16 protein-coding genes are annotated in these 15,182 nt (G+C 49.3%); 8 read left to right on the plus strand and 8 right to left on the minus strand.

Features of this window, described 5'->3' with window-relative positions; translation table 11 throughout:
• Positions 1-201: 201 nt before the first annotated feature.
• A complete protein-coding gene (locus tag ADU24_RS04705) occupies positions 202-1,968 on the minus strand; it encodes an alpha-glycosidase (RefSeq protein ID WP_053365537.1) in 1,767 nt (588 codons plus the stop codon).
• A gap of 176 nt (positions 1,969-2,144) precedes the next feature.
• On the opposite strand from ADU24_RS04705, the gene ADU24_RS04710 reads away from it, so the two are divergent.
• Positions 2,145-3,695, plus strand: a complete 1,551-nt coding sequence (locus ADU24_RS04710; RefSeq protein WP_053365538.1) for an alpha-amylase family glycosyl hydrolase — start codon at positions 2,145-2,147, stop codon at positions 3,693-3,695.
• Between the two features lie 246 nt (positions 3,696-3,941).
• On the opposite strand, the gene ADU24_RS04715 is transcribed toward ADU24_RS04710, so the two are convergent.
• Positions 3,942-4,811, minus strand: a complete 870-nt coding sequence (locus tag ADU24_RS04715) for an SDR family oxidoreductase (protein ID WP_053365539.1) — start codon at positions 4,809-4,811, stop codon at positions 3,942-3,944.
• A 491-nt stretch (positions 4,812-5,302) separates the two neighbouring features.
• Positions 5,303-5,794, minus strand: coding sequence for a YajQ family cyclic di-GMP-binding protein (locus ADU24_RS04720; RefSeq protein WP_053365540.1), 492 nt, complete (start codon positions 5,792-5,794; stop codon positions 5,303-5,305).
• 157 nt (positions 5,795-5,951) lie between these two features.
• On the opposite strand from ADU24_RS04720, the gene ADU24_RS04725 reads away from it, so the two are divergent.
• Complete coding sequence (locus ADU24_RS04725) at positions 5,952-6,815, plus strand: CvfB family protein (RefSeq protein WP_053365541.1); 864 nt, start codon at positions 5,952-5,954, stop codon at positions 6,813-6,815.
• Between the two features lie 89 nt (positions 6,816-6,904).
• On the opposite strand, the gene ADU24_RS22485 is transcribed toward ADU24_RS04725, so the two are convergent.
• Together ADU24_RS22485 and ADU24_RS04730 are read right to left on the minus strand one after the other, a co-directional pair.
• On the minus strand, positions 6,905-7,036 hold the full coding sequence (locus ADU24_RS22485) for a DUF3941 domain-containing protein (protein WP_082306811.1): 132 nt from the start codon (positions 7,034-7,036) through the stop codon (positions 6,905-6,907).
• 150 nt (positions 7,037-7,186) lie between these two features.
• Positions 7,187-8,047 (minus strand): DegV family protein, encoded by an 861-nt coding sequence (locus tag ADU24_RS04730; RefSeq protein ID WP_053365542.1) that lies wholly within the window; start codon positions 8,045-8,047, stop codon positions 7,187-7,189.
• Positions 8,048-8,273: 226 nt separating this feature from the next.
• Between ADU24_RS04730 and ADU24_RS04735 the strand changes: the two genes are divergently transcribed.
• Together ADU24_RS04735 and ADU24_RS04740 are read left to right on the plus strand one after the other, a co-directional pair.
• On the plus strand, positions 8,274-9,116 hold the full coding sequence (locus ADU24_RS04735) for a YitT family protein (protein WP_053365543.1): 843 nt from the start codon (positions 8,274-8,276) through the stop codon (positions 9,114-9,116).
• A gap of 98 nt (positions 9,117-9,214) precedes the next feature.
• Positions 9,215-10,021, plus strand: a complete 807-nt coding sequence (locus ADU24_RS04740; RefSeq protein WP_053365544.1) for a BsuPI-related putative proteinase inhibitor — start codon at positions 9,215-9,217, stop codon at positions 10,019-10,021.
• A 293-nt stretch (positions 10,022-10,314) separates the two neighbouring features.
• Here the strand turns inward: ADU24_RS04740 and ADU24_RS04745 are convergent, their stop codons facing one another.
• The 3 genes from ADU24_RS04745 to ADU24_RS04750 form a co-directional block, all read right to left on the minus strand.
• Positions 10,315-10,503, minus strand: coding sequence for a DUF3813 domain-containing protein (locus ADU24_RS04745; RefSeq protein WP_053365545.1), 189 nt, complete (start codon positions 10,501-10,503; stop codon positions 10,315-10,317).
• A gap of 2 nt (positions 10,504-10,505) precedes the next feature.
• On the minus strand, positions 10,506-10,658 hold the full coding sequence (locus ADU24_RS23265; RefSeq protein WP_197277472.1) for a hypothetical protein: 153 nt from the start codon (positions 10,656-10,658) through the stop codon (positions 10,506-10,508).
• Positions 10,659-10,808: 150 nt separating this feature from the next.
• Complete coding sequence (locus ADU24_RS04750; RefSeq protein ID WP_053365546.1) at positions 10,809-11,633, minus strand: Cof-type HAD-IIB family hydrolase; 825 nt, start codon at positions 11,631-11,633, stop codon at positions 10,809-10,811.
• 205 nt (positions 11,634-11,838) lie between these two features.
• On the opposite strand from ADU24_RS04750, the gene ADU24_RS04755 reads away from it, so the two are divergent.
• The 4 genes from ADU24_RS04755 (at position 11,839) to ADU24_RS04770 (ending at position 14,923) form a co-directional block, all read left to right on the plus strand.
• Positions 11,839-12,660 carry an alpha/beta fold hydrolase gene (locus ADU24_RS04755; protein ID WP_053365547.1) on the plus strand — a complete coding sequence of 274 codons (822 nt, stop codon included), beginning with the start codon at positions 11,839-11,841 and terminating at the stop codon, positions 12,658-12,660.
• A 55-nt stretch (positions 12,661-12,715) separates the two neighbouring features.
• Positions 12,716-13,024 (plus strand): metal-sulfur cluster assembly factor, encoded by a 309-nt coding sequence (locus ADU24_RS04760; protein WP_053365548.1) that lies wholly within the window; start codon positions 12,716-12,718, stop codon positions 13,022-13,024.
• Positions 13,025-13,068: 44 nt separating this feature from the next.
• A complete protein-coding gene (locus tag ADU24_RS04765; protein ID WP_053365549.1) occupies positions 13,069-13,407 on the plus strand; it encodes a DsrE family protein in 339 nt (112 codons plus the stop codon).
• Between the two features lie 358 nt (positions 13,408-13,765).
• Positions 13,766-14,923, plus strand: coding sequence for a TIGR04053 family radical SAM/SPASM domain-containing protein (locus ADU24_RS04770; RefSeq protein ID WP_231689564.1), 1,158 nt, complete (start codon positions 13,766-13,768; stop codon positions 14,921-14,923).
• Positions 14,924-15,182: the final 259 nt, after the last annotated feature.

The raw sequence follows: 15,182 nt of genomic DNA on the forward strand, positions 1-15,182 counted from the left end.
GCCAATTCCGAAAGCACAAAAACAATCTTTTCTTTCATGGAAAGGCTTGCTTAGGAAGTTACAGACTCTATCACAGAAAAGCACTTCATACTATCGTATTCTTCCGCCGGACAATCCGATACCGGGCGAAAACCGCAATTTTTAAAGGAATCCATACATATAAAAGCCAGCCCGGGACTGCGGCTGGCTTCATCCTTATAACTATTTCTCCAACTCGATTATCGCAGTGCCCCTTCCGCTAAGCGTAACGGTAAATTCACTGGATTGTTGTACGGTTGTTTTTTCCCCGGCTAGCAGGTCCCTGGCACGGTATCCCGAATATTGGCTCGGTAGCGTGTATTCGACCGAATTGCCGGAGGTGTTTAAAACAATGGCAACCATTTTTTCGCTGCCTGTTCTCACGTACGCCAGGCAAGGCTCATCTTCGGAGTGAGGAAGGAAGAACAGTTCCCCGCTATTCGCGAGGATTGGGATTTCTTTTCGAAGTGAGATTAGTTTTTTTATGTGCTCCGCCAATTCACGGTTTTGGCGAACCGGGTTCCACTCCATGCATTTTCGGCATCCGGGATCAAGTTCACCTTCAAGGCCGATTTCATCGCCGTAATAAATACACGGCGTGCCGGTAAAAGTTAGCATCAAGGTGAAGATTTGTTTCACTTTATCGATGTCCCCGCCGCATTCTGTCAGAACCCTTGGCGTATCATGGCTACCCACTAGATTGAACATGACAGAATTTACATTCGCGGGGTACATATGCAGCACCTTCGTCATTTCCTCGGCAAATGATTTGGGAGACATGGCTTCTTTTGCGAATAGGTTCAGGACATTCGTTGTAAAAGGATAATTCATGACCGCGTCGAACTGGTCGCCCCTGAGCCAAGGCATGGAGTCGTGCCAAATCTCGCCGAGGATATATAAATCCGGTTTAATGGCCTTTAGTTCAGCGTGGAACCTTCGCCAAAAAGCGGGGCTCACTTCGTTGGCGACATCAAGCCTCCAGCCGTCGATATTGAATTCTTCAAGCCAATAGCGGCCCACTTTAATTAAATAATCGGCTACTTCGGGATTATCGGTGTTGAACTTTGGCATTGACGGGAAAAAACCGAATGTATCGTAATTTGGCTTCGGCTTCGTGACGACAGGGAAATCCCAAATATGGAACCAGTCTTTATACCTTGATTCCGTGCCTTTTTCCAAAACATCCTGGAACTGGGGAAAGTAATAGCCGCTGTGGTTAAAAACGGCATCCAGCATGACCCGGATTCCATTCTTATGGCAAGCTTCCACAAGCTCCTTCAATGTTTCTTTCGTCCCGAAGGAGGGATCGATTTCAAAATAGTCAATCGTGTCATATTTATGGTTCGAGTATGCTTTGAAAATAGGGGTGAGGTAGATTCCGTTAATGCCGAGTTCTTTTAAGTAATCGATCTTCTCGATAATCCCCTGAAGGTCACCGCCGAAAAAGTTATCAACATCAGGTTCAGCGCTTCCCCATTCGAGCGTTTCCTCTGGGTCGTTTCCTTTATCGCCATTGGCAAACCGCTCCGGGAAAATCTGGTACCAAATCGTATCCTTCACCCAACCCGGAGGTTCAAATAGCGCGGAATCGTGAAGATACGGTATCGCAAAATAAAACGCGGCATTTTCGGGAACTTTGTACGAAAATCCTTGCTCCCCATAGATGAGCGTTTCCTGGCCATCACTGATTTCGAATCCATACCTGAGCCTCCTGTATGGAGGTGAAACAGCCGCGGACCAATAGTCAAATAAGGAGTCGGTCCCTGTTTTGTTCATCTTTGTTTCCGCATATTGCCAAACCCCATCTTCAATTTCATATGGATCGCCATGCAGGAGAACGACAGTGGAGGCATCCTGCTTCTTCGTCCTCAGCCGGATATGGAGCTCACCATTTCCGGATGGATATGCGAAATGGTCTGTCGGCCGGTGGAAAATGGCTTCCTTCATCATATTGTTCAACCCCTTTTGATTCTCGGTACCGTATGTAGTTACCCGAATGCTGAAAAGTCAAACTATTCTACGCGCCCCGCCTGAAAGGGATGACATATGGTACAATACAATGTGGAAATAGGGATCGAAAAAAATTATGGCGGGAGTGTGTGCCTGCCACTAGGGGGATGGATTGCATGAAGGCCAAACTGGCGGCATGCTTCCTGGTTTCGTTCCTGCTTTTCGGCGTATTGCCCGTACATGCGCTTGAAAAGGATGGACGGAGCTGGCAGGACGAAACAGTATACTTTTTGATGGTTGACCGCTTCAACAACGGCAGCCAAAAAAATGATAAAAAAGTCGATGCGAATGATCCATTGGCATACAATGGCGGAGACTTCCAGGGAATCATCGACAAGCTGGACCATATAAAGGACATGGGTTTTTCGGCCATTATGCTGACGCCTGTTTTCGATAATGTGGATGGCGGCTACCACGGCTACTGGGTGAATGATTTTTACAAAACGGAAGAGCATTTCGGGACAATGAAGGAGTTCAAGGCGCTTGTGAAAAAGGCGCATGATGAAGGGCTCAAGGTGCTGATTGACTTCCCTGCCAACAATGTTGGGCCGGCCAGCAAGCTTTTGACGGAAAAAGGGCCTGAATGGTTCCATGAGAAAAACACGGCTGGGGCTGGTTCGGACAGGGATGCACAACTGAATGGGTGGGTTGATGAGCTTCCCGATTTCAACCATGAAAATCCGGAAGTGCGCGCCTATCTCATTGATGCGGCAAAATGGTGGATCAAGGAAACAAATATCGACGGCTACCGCCTTGACTCTGCGAACCATGTCCCGGCTGAATTCTGGACGGAATTTTCCAAAGCTGTAAAGGCACAAAAGAGCGGTTTCCATCTCATTGGCGACTTGGGGCGTGAGAGTGAATCCCTATACGATGAATACAAGAATGCAGGATTTGATAGCATTAATGATTATCCGCTAATGGAGGAACTTCGCTCAGGGCTCGTAAAACCTGACAGGAGCATGTCAGGGATTTTGGACCGCTGGGGGAAAAATAAGGGCGTTGCCCCAAATCCATATGAAATGGCTGTTTTTTTTGACGACCAAAAACTGCCCAGGTTTACGAGGGACATGGTCAATGTGAAGCAGTTCCCGGGCAGCCAGTGGAAGCAGGCGCTTACCTTTATGTATACAACTCCGGGAATTCCGGTTGTCTATTATGGAACGGAGATTGCGGTCGACGGCGGCGAGCCGCCTGATAATAGCAGGCTGATGAATTTCAGGACCGAAAAAGAGCTGATTGACCATATCGGAAAACTGAGTAAGCTAAGGAAGATGCTTCCTTCCCTGACAAGGGGAACGATGGAGACGCTGTATGAAAAGAATGGCATGGCCGTGTACAAGCGTGTTTATCGGGGAGAAACAGCCATCATCGCCATTAACAATACGAGCAAGACCCAATATGTGTCCTTGTCCCCGGATCAGGCTGACCCGAAAGGACATGAACTGAGGGGGCTTCTCATTAATGAGAAAGCGGCAGGGGAAGAGGACGGATTTACGATTGTCCTTGACCGTGATGAGAGTGAAATTTATGTCCTCAGCCAAAAACTGGGGCTGAACTATCCGTTCATCGCGATGATTGCGGGAATTTGGATATTCTTTATTTGTTTCTTTATATTCCTGGCGCGGCGCGGTAAAAAGCGTCGGCAAGCGGCAAAAACAGAATAGCATGAAAAGCCGGACCCAGTGACACTAGTGGGTCCGGCTTTTATTTGTTGTCTATGAAATTATACAATTGAACCTTGTGGATAACTCGAATTAAGTTATTGTAATCCAGCTCCAGCGCCTAGCCCCTCGAGGTCATAAGCCGGTTCCCTCCGGAGGGCAGGCCCATCCTGCGGGACCCGTCTTATGCTGGTCGGGGCTGACCAAGGCGCTTGCGCATTTTGTTCTTGGGTGTGTTCAGCGAAAGGCTTACCCGTTCACGATCGTGCCGCCATTCACATGGATCATCTGGCCGCTGACGTACGATGATTCATCGGAAGCGAGGTAAACATAAGCCGGTGCAAGCTCAAATGGCTGGCCTGCGCGCCCCATCGGCGAATCCGCACCGAACTTTGCGACCTTCTCGGCATCAAACGTTGACGGAATGAGCGGCGTCCAAATCGGACCTGGCGCAACACCGTTTACCCGGATGCCATCCTTTGCTAGCGACATCGACAGTGAGCGGGTGAAGGAGACGATTGCCCCCTTCGTAGAAGAGTAGTCGATGAGCGTTTCATTTCCGGCATACGCTGTAATGGAAGCCGTGTTAATGATGGATGCCCCTTTTTTCAAATGCGGAAGTGCAGCTTTTGTCAAATGGAACATGGAGAAGATATTCGTCCGGAACGTCTTCTCGAGTTGTTCGGAACTAATATCAAGCAGGCTTTTCTGCGGATGCTGCTCCGCGGCATTGTTAACGAGCACATCTAGTTTTCCGAACTTGTCTATCGTTTTTTCAATAGCGGATTGACAGAACGCCTCATCGCCGACGTCGCCCGGGATGAGCAGGCATTTCCTGCCTTCATCCTCGATCTGCCTTCTTGTATCGTCCGCATCCGAATCCTCATCAAGGTAGACGATCGCCACATCGGCGCCTTCCTTGGCAAAATAAATGGCCGTTGCCTTCCCGATTCCGCTGTCTCCTCCGGTAATCAGGGCTACCTTATTGGAGAGCCTGCCGCTGCCTTTATAATTTGGATCGACATGAATCGGTTCGGGGTCCATTTTGCTTGTCAGGCCCGGCTGTTCATCCTGATGCTGCGGCGGGAATCCGCCTTTTGGCAATTCTTTTTCATTCATTGTATCTGCCTCCTTCTATTTGGTCCTATTTCACATAATTCCTTCTTTTGGACTGAAACTAACATGGGAAAAAATAGAAAGGTGGCGTGGAGTAGCGGAAGGCTTGCGTTTTCCGAGTGATGTTTGGAGGAAGGGCTTCGGGGTTTTGGGGCTTGGAGTATGAAGACAGTTTTGAAGGGTTTTGCGTGTTGGAAGTGTCTTCATCGAGTGGATGAAGACAGTTTTGAAGGGCTTGGGGTGGTGGAAGTGTCTTCATTGAGGGAATGAAGACAGTTTTAGTGGGTTTAACGTGGTGAAAGTGTCTTCATCGGGGGAATGAAGACAGTTTTGAAGGGGGTGGCGGGATGAACTTGTCTTCACTAAGTATGAGGACGGTTCGGCGGTGGGAAAGTGCCTTCCTCAGAAACAAGAAGACAGTTTGGAACCTGTACAGGCCCGAAACTGTCTTCGTTTTGGTGATGGCTGTTTTTAAAAAGACTTGCCGTCCCGGCTTAACGGTAATTCATGAATTGAACATCAACGGTTAAATCAGCGTCCTTTACCGCGGCGATAATGCGCTGCAGGTCATCGCGGCTTTTGGCGGTCACGCGGATTTGGTCATCCTGAATCTGGCTTTTTACTTTCAAGCCGCTGTTTTTAATAATCGTGTTGATTTTCTTTGCATTATCTTTATCGATTCCCTGGACAAGCTTCGCACGCTGGCGGACGGTGCCGCCGGATGCGCCTTCCAGTTTGCCGTAGTCAAGGTTCTTGATCGGAACGCCGCGCTTGATCAATTTTCCTAGGAGAACATCCTTTAGCTGCCCAAGCTTGTATTCGTCATCCGACACAAGAACGAGCTCCTCCTTGTCAAGAGTAACCTGGCTTTTGGATCCTTTGAAATCATAACGGGTCTGGATTTCTTTCATTGTGGCCGTAACGGCGTTTGTTACTTCGGAAAAATCAACTTTGGATACAATATCGAATGAGCTATCTTTTGACATATAGAACCTCCCGAACTGTTTTTCATTATTGCTTCCATTATAGTAGAATATAGAAAGTGAAACAACAGATGGCAACAGTGAGCTGTTTTGGAAAAATTCAAACTATAACGAAGGTGTTTAATGCGCCTAATTCATGATATGAACGGAGGAAGAAAGAGTGGCATTACTTGAACTAGCAGGGCAAAAGGTTACATTGGAAATTGCCCGGAAGGCAGCGTATGGCTATTTTTTAACAGATGGGGAGGAAGATGTGCTCCTTCACAGCAATGAAGCGGCAGCGGAGTATGAGGAAGGGGAAAAGGTGGAGGTTTTCCTTTATCCAGATGCGCATGGCCGCGTTGCAGCGACATCGAAAATGCCGGTAATTACCGCTGGCGAATATGCGTGGCTGAAAGTTGTAGATACAAAGGCCGGGGTCGGAGTTTTCCTCGATATCGGCATTCAGAAGGACATCCTGCTTGGGGAAGAAGATTTGCCAGTACATAAGGCGATTTGGCCGGCTGTGGGAGATATGGTTTATGCGACGATTAGGGTGAACCGGCAGTACCGGCTTTATGCAAAGCTTGCGACGGACCCGGTCATCCAATCCATTTCGTCACAAGCAACACGGAAGGATTTTAACAAAAATGTCCAGGGCCATATTTACCGGACGGCGAAAGTAGGAAGCTGGATTTATACGTTAGAAGGTTTCCGTGGGTTCATCCACGAATCCCAGCGGGCGGAAGAGCCTCGCCTCGGGCAAAAGGTCGAGGGGCGGGTCATCGATGTGAAAGAGGATGGAACGGTGAATGTTTCGCTTTTGGCGCGAAAACAGGATGCTGTCGAGGACGATGCCGCTTCCATCTATGACTATCTGCTCTCCCGGAACGGCGCGATGCCTTACAGCGACAAAAGCATGCCTGAGGATATCCAGGAGCGGTTCGGCTTGAGCAAGGGAGCATTCAAACGCGCCCTCGGAAAGCTGATGAAGGATGGAAAAGTGTATCAGGAAGGGACCTGGACGTATAAGAAGGAACAGTAATCCCGAGTTGGCGGTTTTTCGCGTTTTGATTAGAGGAGCCGGGTATTTGCAAATCAGCAAAGATTGAAAAAGGGCCCTATGGCGGGCCCTTATAAATGGTCGGTCTTTTTCGAATAGGAATTCTTGCCGGCTTCCCTGTTCTTTTCACGCATCATATTTTTTTCATGGCGGAGGGCGTTATTGTCCTTCGCTTTTTTGTCATTATCCGATGTACGAGGCATATGGAAAACTCCTTTCCCGAAGATACAGGTGTAGTTTCTGTAGTCCGGAAAAGGAGTATGCGAGTAGGCATATTGTAATTTTTACAAAACCGTTTTGGGTAAGATTAGCGCGTAATTCCGTTAAATAGTGTAAGCCTGGAATCAGCCTAACTACTTCGGCAGTTCGTTCAAAAAGAAAATCGCGATTGTGCCAGGGCCTGTATGGGCGCCAATTACAGCGCCGATTTCCGTAATATATACGTCACGCGGCGAAAATTCGCTGACAATCAATTGCTTCATTTCCTCTGCGGTTTCCAGGTCATCGGCATGGCTGATCCCAATCACCTGCGAGCCGAGATCATTCCCGCGTTCCTTCATAACCTCGACGACCCGGCGCAAAAGCTTCTTCTTGCCGCGGATCTTTTCAAGGGGAACGAGCTTCCCATCTTCAACATTCAGGAGCGGCTTAATATTCAGCAGGCCGCCAAGAAAAGCAGAGGCTTTTGAGACCCGGCCTCCTTTTGCCAAATAATCGAGGTCTTCAACGGTAAACAAATGCTCCATATGGCTGCTTCTGAACTCGACATCCTTGAGGATTTCTTCCTTCGATGCGCCGGATGCCGCCAGTTTGGCCGCTTCCTTGACAACAAGGCCATAGCCAAGCGAAGCACATTTCGTATTAACAATTGTCAGGTTGAAATCCGGGTATGATTCCTTTACTTGATCAAGAATCATTACCGCTGTTTGATAGGTGCCTGACAGCTCAGAGGAAAACGCTATGTAGATGCCGTCTTCTTTCTTCTCGGCCATTTCGGTGAACGTTTTTTCAAAACCGAGCGGAGACGCCTGTGACGTTTTCGGAACCTTCCCGCCACGGATGGCGCTGTAGATTGTTTGTGGGGAAATGTCCTTTAAATCCTCGTACTCCCGATCATCCACGTGAACCTTCAACGGGAAAAGCCCGACATTGTTCTCCTCATAAAATGCAAGCGGCAAATCGCATGCGCTGTCGGCAAATAGTCTCAATGCCAATACACTCACCCTGCCTTCAATATCTTCTCTTTTTCCTCAGTTTATCGGTTTCACCTTAAAAATACAATGATGTTAGGACATAATTGAAAAAAAAGGGGAATTATAGAAGTAGGCAGTGGCAAGGAGCCGGCGGCGGGAAAATACGAACAACGGGAAAAATACGAATAGTGCCTGTCACCACCCGTAGTTTGTCAAATTATTGAGGGTGGGGGAAGGGGAGGATTGGATGGTTTGGCTGCATGTAAAGAAGCTTGTGATCGTTTTGGTTGGGGCGTTGTTGAACGCGATTGCGTTTAATCTGTTTCTTATCCCTGCTGATGTGTATGCAGGCGGGTTTGCCGGTGCCGCCCAGCTTCTCTCGAGGGTTCTGACGGAGGCTACGCCGCTTATGGTATCGACCGGTTTTTTGCTGTTTCTGTTGAACATTCCGGTTACGATTCTTGGCTGGATGAAAGTAGGAAAGTCGTTCACCATTTACAGTTTTATCAGTGTGGCGTCGATGTCCCTATTCCTTGAACTTATCCCTATCAGCCATATATCGGGCGACATTCTCCTGAATGCTGTCTTTGGAGGGGTAATTTCGGCGATAGGGGTGGGCATAACCTTGAAGTGGGGCGCATCGACTGGCGGGCTCGATATTATAGCAATGATTCTGTCGAGGATGAAAGACAAACCGGTCGGGACGTATTTTTTCGCGCTGAATTCCATTATCACGCTTTCTGCAGGGTATTTGTTCGGATGGGAAAAAGCGCTGTATACGATGGTGAATTTGTACGCTTCGACCCGGGTCATCGATGCAATTCATACACGTGCCCAAAAGCTGACCGCGTTGATTGTTTCAAAAAATGCGCCTGAGTTGAAAAAAGAGATTCAAACGAAGCTTGTCAGGGGCATGACAGCTGTTCAGGCAAAGGGCGCCTTTACAAACGAGGACAAGGAAATCCTGATGGTTGTGATTACCCGGTATGAGCTGTTCGATTTGGAAAGGATAATCAGAAAGACAGATCCGGAGGCATTTACAAATATTGTTCCGACAACCGGTGTCATTGGGTTCTTCAGGAAGGATTGACGAAAGATGCCCGGATCTTCAAAGGGATTATCAGTTGATGGCCAAACTTTACGAAACATGAACCATGAGGACTCATATGAAAATTTGGAGGGATGGCAATGTATTTAACAATTGCGTCATGGCTTCTTTTCTCGTTTTGGCTTCCCATTGCGCAAAATGGCCAAGGGCTTCCGGAAGGGCTTAAGCTGAGTGTCCAGGCAGAAGCGGGTAAGGACGGGGCGGTATTCCGGATACAGCTCGCAAACAGCGGACCGGCAACAGCACGGCTCCAGTTTCCGACATCGCAATTTTATGAAATTACCGTGCTGGATGAAAATGGGGGAGAAGTCTTTTTGTTTTCAAAAGGGAGGGCTTTCCTGCAGGCATTTCAGACAGTGACTGTCCCTGCTGGCGGGATGAAGGAATGGAAAGAAAAATGGAACTACTCGGAAGACGGAATCCGTGTACCGGCGGGAACCTACAAAGTGATTGTGGAGCTGCTGCCGGCTAGTGTCGACGGAAAGGCTCCCGTCCAGCTTGCCCTAAATGCCGAAACGGCAGTCGCCGTTCCGCCTCCCGGGCAGGAAGGAACGCGCACCGAAGATCCTGATGAGCTAACCATTTTCATGGATGTGGGGGCAGAGGGGAAAAACGGCAGCTACAAAGTTACAGGCAAGGCGCGCCCGCATTCTGGGGAGTTCTTTTATACAGTGGAGGATGGGCATAGCCAGCTTGTTCCTGAAACGAAGATTTCGAGCGGTACATCGTATCCCGAATGGGCGGAATTTGAAATACCGATTACTGTACAGACTGGGAAGCTCCCGAAAAACGGCGCCCTCGTCCTGAATCTCTATGAGAGAAAAGGCGGGTCGATAACGGGCCAGCCGCTGGCAGTCATTCTTGAACAATTCCGGGGGACAGAATAGCTGGCCAGCCTCCGTGGATCGTTGGGAACGTAAACGTGCAGTGGGACAAACAAGGGTGGAGCACAAATCGGGATACAGGCAGCGGAAGCCCAATTCCTTCACAGTTGCATTGAAAAAGCCCTAATGCGCCTAAAAAATGAAAAGGCCGGAACCCTTGAAGGTGCCGGCCTTTTCATTGCTCATTACGTCCGTTTTGGTTTAAGCTGGTCGCCCGGTTTAAAAGGCAGGGTTTGGCGCTCCAAAGAAAGTTGCGGCGCTAGCCGCCGGCCTGTCAAGCTGCTCTAACATTTCTGCTAGCCGCCGAGCGTGTCGAGTTGCTCCTGCAACTCGGCCAGTTGCCTTTGCTCGGCAAAGGTTGAGTTGGCGTAGGCAGAGCTGAGCGCGTTTTTCGCTTTGGCGACAGCGTCCGGCCTTCCTTCAGGAGATGATTCCATTGCAAGTGCAGTGTACTTCCTGGCTTGTTGGAAAAGCTGGTTGGCCATAGCTAAATCCCTCCATAAGAGGATTCCCTGTCATCCTCGAGCTTCCGGGCTTCCGCTTCCGCATAGGTCGTATGGTACGGGATGCGCTGGCTGTGTCTCGCAACTGCGTCTGCGCCCTGCTTGACAAAGCGTTTCGATTTGGTTCGTCTGCCCATTCGAAATCCCTCCACTTTATGAGCTTTTATCCGAAACAGCGTGGCTGCTTCATTGTTTAGTATGCTCGTATCGGAAGGAGGATAAAATGGAAAACCCTTCCTTGCGCGGCGGCCCCGAAGGGAATTTTTCCAAAAAGGCGCTTAAAAAGCCTAGTAAATGCGCTTTTTCAAGTTGAGCGTTTCTTCAAGGTAGACGGCGATTCCGTCTTGTTCGTTGGTGAGGGTGATGTCGTTGGCGATGGTTTTGAGCTGGCTGATGGCGTTGCCCATTGCGATGCCGCGGCCTGCGTATTCGATCATTTCGAGATCATTGTCTTCGTCGCCGAAAGCGATGACGCGCTCTGCGGGAATTCCGTAGTAATCGGCGACGCGTTTGAGGCCGACTGCTTTGTTCATTCCGGTTTTGACGATTTCGATGACGTGCCATGGGTCTGCCCAGCGCCTGTGGTCGATGACTTCGGCGTGGACGTCGCTGAGGTGCTTCCTGATTGTTTTGACATGTTCCTCATCGGTGTGGATGAGCATGGCTGTTGGCGAGTCCTCGAGGTATTCGGCAAGGTCGCCGGAGGTTATCCGGGGGTTGCCGAAGCTAAAGATGTCGAGGAGCTTTTCGTCATGGTAATGGAAGTACACATCGTCGATGACTTCCGCGATGATGTTGTGGAATGTGAACGAGCGGCATGCTTCGACAATGTCTTTTGCGACTCTGATATCAAGCGGCGTGTGATACGTGCCCCATGTCTTGTCCATTGGGTGGTGGACGAACGCGCCGTTAAAGTTGACGATGGGGGTGTCGAGCTGCAATTCATGATAGTATGGCTCGCTTGAGCGATATGGCCTACCGGTTGAAATCATGACGATATGGCCTTGTTCTTTGGCTGTCATTAAGGTTTGTTTCGTTTTTTCGGTAATGGTTTTGTCGTCTGTCAGAAGTGTCCCGTCCAAATCAAGTGCGATGAGGTGTTTATTAGCCATGGTATCTCCTTTTTGTCCGTTAATTCCTTGTCGCCAAGGTTTACTTTTATGAATGCCGCCGCAAAAATGGTAAACTAATACTGCGATCATTTTTGCGGTTCCCATAGTCACTATGTTACCAATTATACAGCGTGCCTGTAAAAAAAATCACATTGCCGTTTTGTTCGATGCGGTAAACTAACTTTGAGGTTTGGAGGTTTCATCTTTGGTCGTTATCCGTAAAGAGTCTGTAAACAGTATTCCCGTTCTCGAGGTTGTCCAGGAGAAGAAGCTGAGTGAAAAGCTGCCATTGGCGATTTTTGTCCATGGCTTTACGAGCGCCAAGGAAAATAACCTTCACATTGCTTATCTTTTGGCTGAACGGGGTTTCCGGGCGGTGCTCCCGGACGCTCCTTATCATGGCGAGCGGGATCAGGGGCTTGGCGAGGAAGAGTTGTCGGGAAGGTTTTGGGATATTGTAATAAAAACCATCCATGAAGTAAATGCCATTAAGGATTTTTATGTGGCGGGCGGCCTTGCATCCCCGGGAGCAATTGGGTTGGCCGGAACGTCGATGGGCGGGATTGTCACTCTAGGCGCCATGACCCAATACGATTGGATTGGTGCGGCCGTCAGTTTGATGGGTTCGCCAAGCTACCGTGAAATGGCGGGCTGGCAGGTGGACGAATTGCGGAAGAGGGGATATCAGCTTCCGTTTTCGGACGAGGAACTGGCTGGGCAGATCGATGCCCTTGGAAGGTACGACTTAAGTCTGCAGCCGGAGAAGGTTGGCGGGCGGCCGCTGCTGTTCTGGCATGGGGAAGCCGATACGGTAGTGCCCCACAGGTATGCGTGGGAATTTTACCAAAAGCTGTTGAAGGAATCGGGCGGTGAGGCGGAAATTGCGTTTGTGTCCGAGAAGCATGCCGGGCATAAGGTTACCCGGAAAGGGACGTACGCTCTTGTGGACTGGTTTGCCGAACATCTTGGCAGCGCCCGGGAATTGGCGGTCCAGGTGGAAGCCACGGTTGAACTGTCCAATAGTTGACATCGCAGTAAAATGAATTTTTTCATTTTAAAAATAGATTAAGGAGAGATTTAAGATGGATCAGGAATTAAAAGATAATATTATGGGAGCCCTGGAACTGGTTATTGACCCGGAGCTGGGAGTTGACATTGTCAATCTTGGGCTTGTTTATGACGTTGAAATGGATGACGAAGGAAAAGCGACTGTCACAATGACGCTTACGTCGATGGGCTGCCCGCTAGCTGGCACGATTGTCGACCAGGTAAAGCGCGCCCTTGAGGAAATTCCAGAAGTAAAGGACGTTGATGTCAACATCGTGTTTAACCCGCCGTGGTCAAAGGATATGATGTCCCGCTACGCGAAAATTGCACTGGGCATCAGGTAGGTCGTGAAGATTTTGGCCAGGGATATGTCAAGGAGGAGAGCTTTTTGAAAAATAAAGTGATTTTGGTAACCTCTACCCAGCTTGGCAGGGGAGACGGGCAGCTTGGCGAAAGTGTCCTGGAAACTTTTTTTACGCTTCTTAAGCAGAGGGATGAGTTGCCGCGGGCGGTATTTTGCATGAACTCGGGTGTTTCCTTGATGACGGATGATTCATTCGTGTCTGTCCACCTTAAGGAGCTTGAGGAGAAAGGTGTTGACATCCTCGCGTGCAAAACATGTGTGGAGCACTATGGCCTTGAGGAAAAGATTACTGTAGGAAAAATAAGTACAATGGGCGATTTTATTAGCCTGGCCTCGGAATACGAAGTGCTAACAATATCGTAATTACGAAAAGCAACCGGAAATCTGGTTGCTTTTTTTTTGTGGGTTTTCCTGTACTGCATTCAAATGAAACAGGGGACGTACCTTTTATTTCAAGTTTGGGATGATGCACGGGGTACGTCCCCTGCTTCATTGCTTCAGTTCTGTTTCAGTTTAGAATGAAACAGTAGATCCGTCCCTGCCTCACTCTGCCTCACTGCCTCACAGAAAAGTGTAGTGTCTAATGTTGTTCACCACGCCTTCACAAAGATGCCATATTATTGGGGTTTGGTGTGAGGGATATCACTTTTTGGTTATGAGGGCGATTTTATAATACTAGTAATAAGGCTAGTGGGAGCCAGCCGTTTAGGAGGCGTTATTCATGGCTTTTAACCCGGAAATGATGATGAAGAAGAATCCGTATGCGAGGGATTTCAATGAGAACCCGTTTATTGTGATTTGGGAGCTGACGCGTGCATGCCAGCTGAAGTGCCTGCACTGCCGGGCCGAGGCGCAGTATATGCGCGATCCGCGTGAGCTGACATTTGAAGAGGGAAAGCACCTGATTGACCAAATATATGATATGCAAAATCCTTTGCTTGTTTTTACAGGCGGTGATCCGTTGATGCGCAAGGACGTGTTTGATATCGCGAAGTACGCCGTCGAGAGGGGCGTCCGTGTGTCGATGACTCCGAGCGCCACCCCGAATGTGACGAAGGAAGCGATTGAAAAGGCGAAGGAGGTTGGCCTTTCCCGATGGGCGTTCAGCCTTGATGGGCCAACAGCCGAAATTCATGATTATTTCCGTGGAACGGCTGGCTCGTTTGATTTGACGATTGAACGGATCAAGTATTTGCATGAGCTTGAAATTCCTATCCAAATTAATACTGTTATTTCCCGTTACAATATTGACCACCTTGATGAAATGGCGGCATTGATGGAAGAACTGGAGTGCGTCCTGTGGAGCGTGTTTTTCCTTGTGCCGACAGGCCGGGGGCAGGAGAGCGACATGATTTCCCCGGTCCAGCATGAGCATGTGTTCCGTTGGCTTTATGACTTGAGCAAACGGGTCAAATTCGATATAAAAACGACGGCCGGGCAGCATTACCGCCGTGTGGTCATCCAACAAAAAATGCGCGAGGCGAAGGAGCAGCAGGGTGAGATCGAATACTTGAACGCCTTGACAGCACATGGCCTGACCGGTTCAATCGACGGCCTAGGCCGGGCGCCGATGGGCGTGAACGATGGCAACGGCTTTGTGTTCATTTCCCATATCGGCGATGTGTACCCGAGCGGGCTGTTGCCGATCAAGGCGGGGAATGTCAGGGAAACTCCGCTCGCCGAAATTTATCGTGAATCGCCGATTTTCAAATCGCTTCGCAATCCGGATGAATACAAAGGGAAGTGCGGCGTTTGCGAATTCCGCCATGTGTGCGGGGGATCGCGTTCGCGTGCGTTTGCGATGACAGGCGATTACCTTGAGAGTGAGCCATTCTGTGTTTATATCCCGAAAGCGCTGCGGGAAAAGCAGGCGCGCTAGCCTTTGCCTTAGCCCTATTCCTGAAAAGGGAATTCCTGATTAATGCGAACTCTTTATTTAAAAAGTGCAGGAGCCCGGCGCAACGGGCTATCTGTTCGCATAAAAGCAGTGGCCGGGACGAGATTCGCTCCGGCTGTCTCTTTGGCGGGAGTGGTGTCGGATAATAGTAAGGAGGCGCCTTGCGTGGTGCCTGGCACCAAAGCTAACGGGGTGGGGGCAGCATGTTTGCATATGCTTGCGCCTGGGCCGATTTTCATAA

This window comes from Bacillus sp. FJAT-27245 (assembly GCF_001273955.1).
GTDB lineage: Bacteria > Bacillota > Bacilli > Bacillales > Cytobacillaceae > Bacillus_D.

What these genes read in the sequence shown, in the direction of transcription:
- ADU24_RS04720 (WP_053365540.1), bottom strand. Translation starts at nt 5,794, where the DNA reads ATGTCAAAAGATAGCTCATTCGATATTGTATCCAAAGTTGATTTTTCC.
- ADU24_RS04705 (WP_053365537.1), bottom strand. Translation starts at nt 1,968, where the DNA reads ATGATGAAGGAAGCCATTTTCCACCGGCCGACAGACCATTTCGCATAT.
- ADU24_RS04740 (WP_053365544.1), top strand. Translation starts at nt 9,215, where the DNA reads ATGTATTTAACAATTGCGTCATGGCTTCTTTTCTCGTTTTGGCTTCCC.
- ADU24_RS04735 (WP_053365543.1), top strand. Translation starts at nt 8,274, where the DNA reads ATGGTTTGGCTGCATGTAAAGAAGCTTGTGATCGTTTTGGTTGGGGCG.
- ADU24_RS04770 (WP_231689564.1), top strand. Translation starts at nt 13,766, where the DNA reads ATGGCTTTTAACCCGGAAATGATGATGAAGAAGAATCCGTATGCGAGG.
- ADU24_RS04750 (WP_053365546.1), bottom strand. Translation starts at nt 11,633, where the DNA reads ATGGCTAATAAACACCTCATCGCACTTGATTTGGACGGGACACTTCTG.
- ADU24_RS04715 (WP_053365539.1), bottom strand. Translation starts at nt 4,811, where the DNA reads ATGAATGAAAAAGAATTGCCAAAAGGCGGATTCCCGCCGCAGCATCAG.
- ADU24_RS04760 (WP_053365548.1), top strand. Translation starts at nt 12,716, where the DNA reads ATGGATCAGGAATTAAAAGATAATATTATGGGAGCCCTGGAACTGGTT.
- ADU24_RS04745 (WP_053365545.1), bottom strand. Translation starts at nt 10,503, where the DNA reads ATGGCCAACCAGCTTTTCCAACAAGCCAGGAAGTACACTGCACTTGCA.
- ADU24_RS23265 (WP_197277472.1), bottom strand. Translation starts at nt 10,658, where the DNA reads ATGGGCAGACGAACCAAATCGAAACGCTTTGTCAAGCAGGGCGCAGAC.
- ADU24_RS22485 (WP_082306811.1), bottom strand. Translation starts at nt 7,036, where the DNA reads ATGCCTCGTACATCGGATAATGACAAAAAAGCGAAGGACAATAACGCC.
- ADU24_RS04710 (WP_053365538.1), top strand. Translation starts at nt 2,145, where the DNA reads ATGAAGGCCAAACTGGCGGCATGCTTCCTGGTTTCGTTCCTGCTTTTC.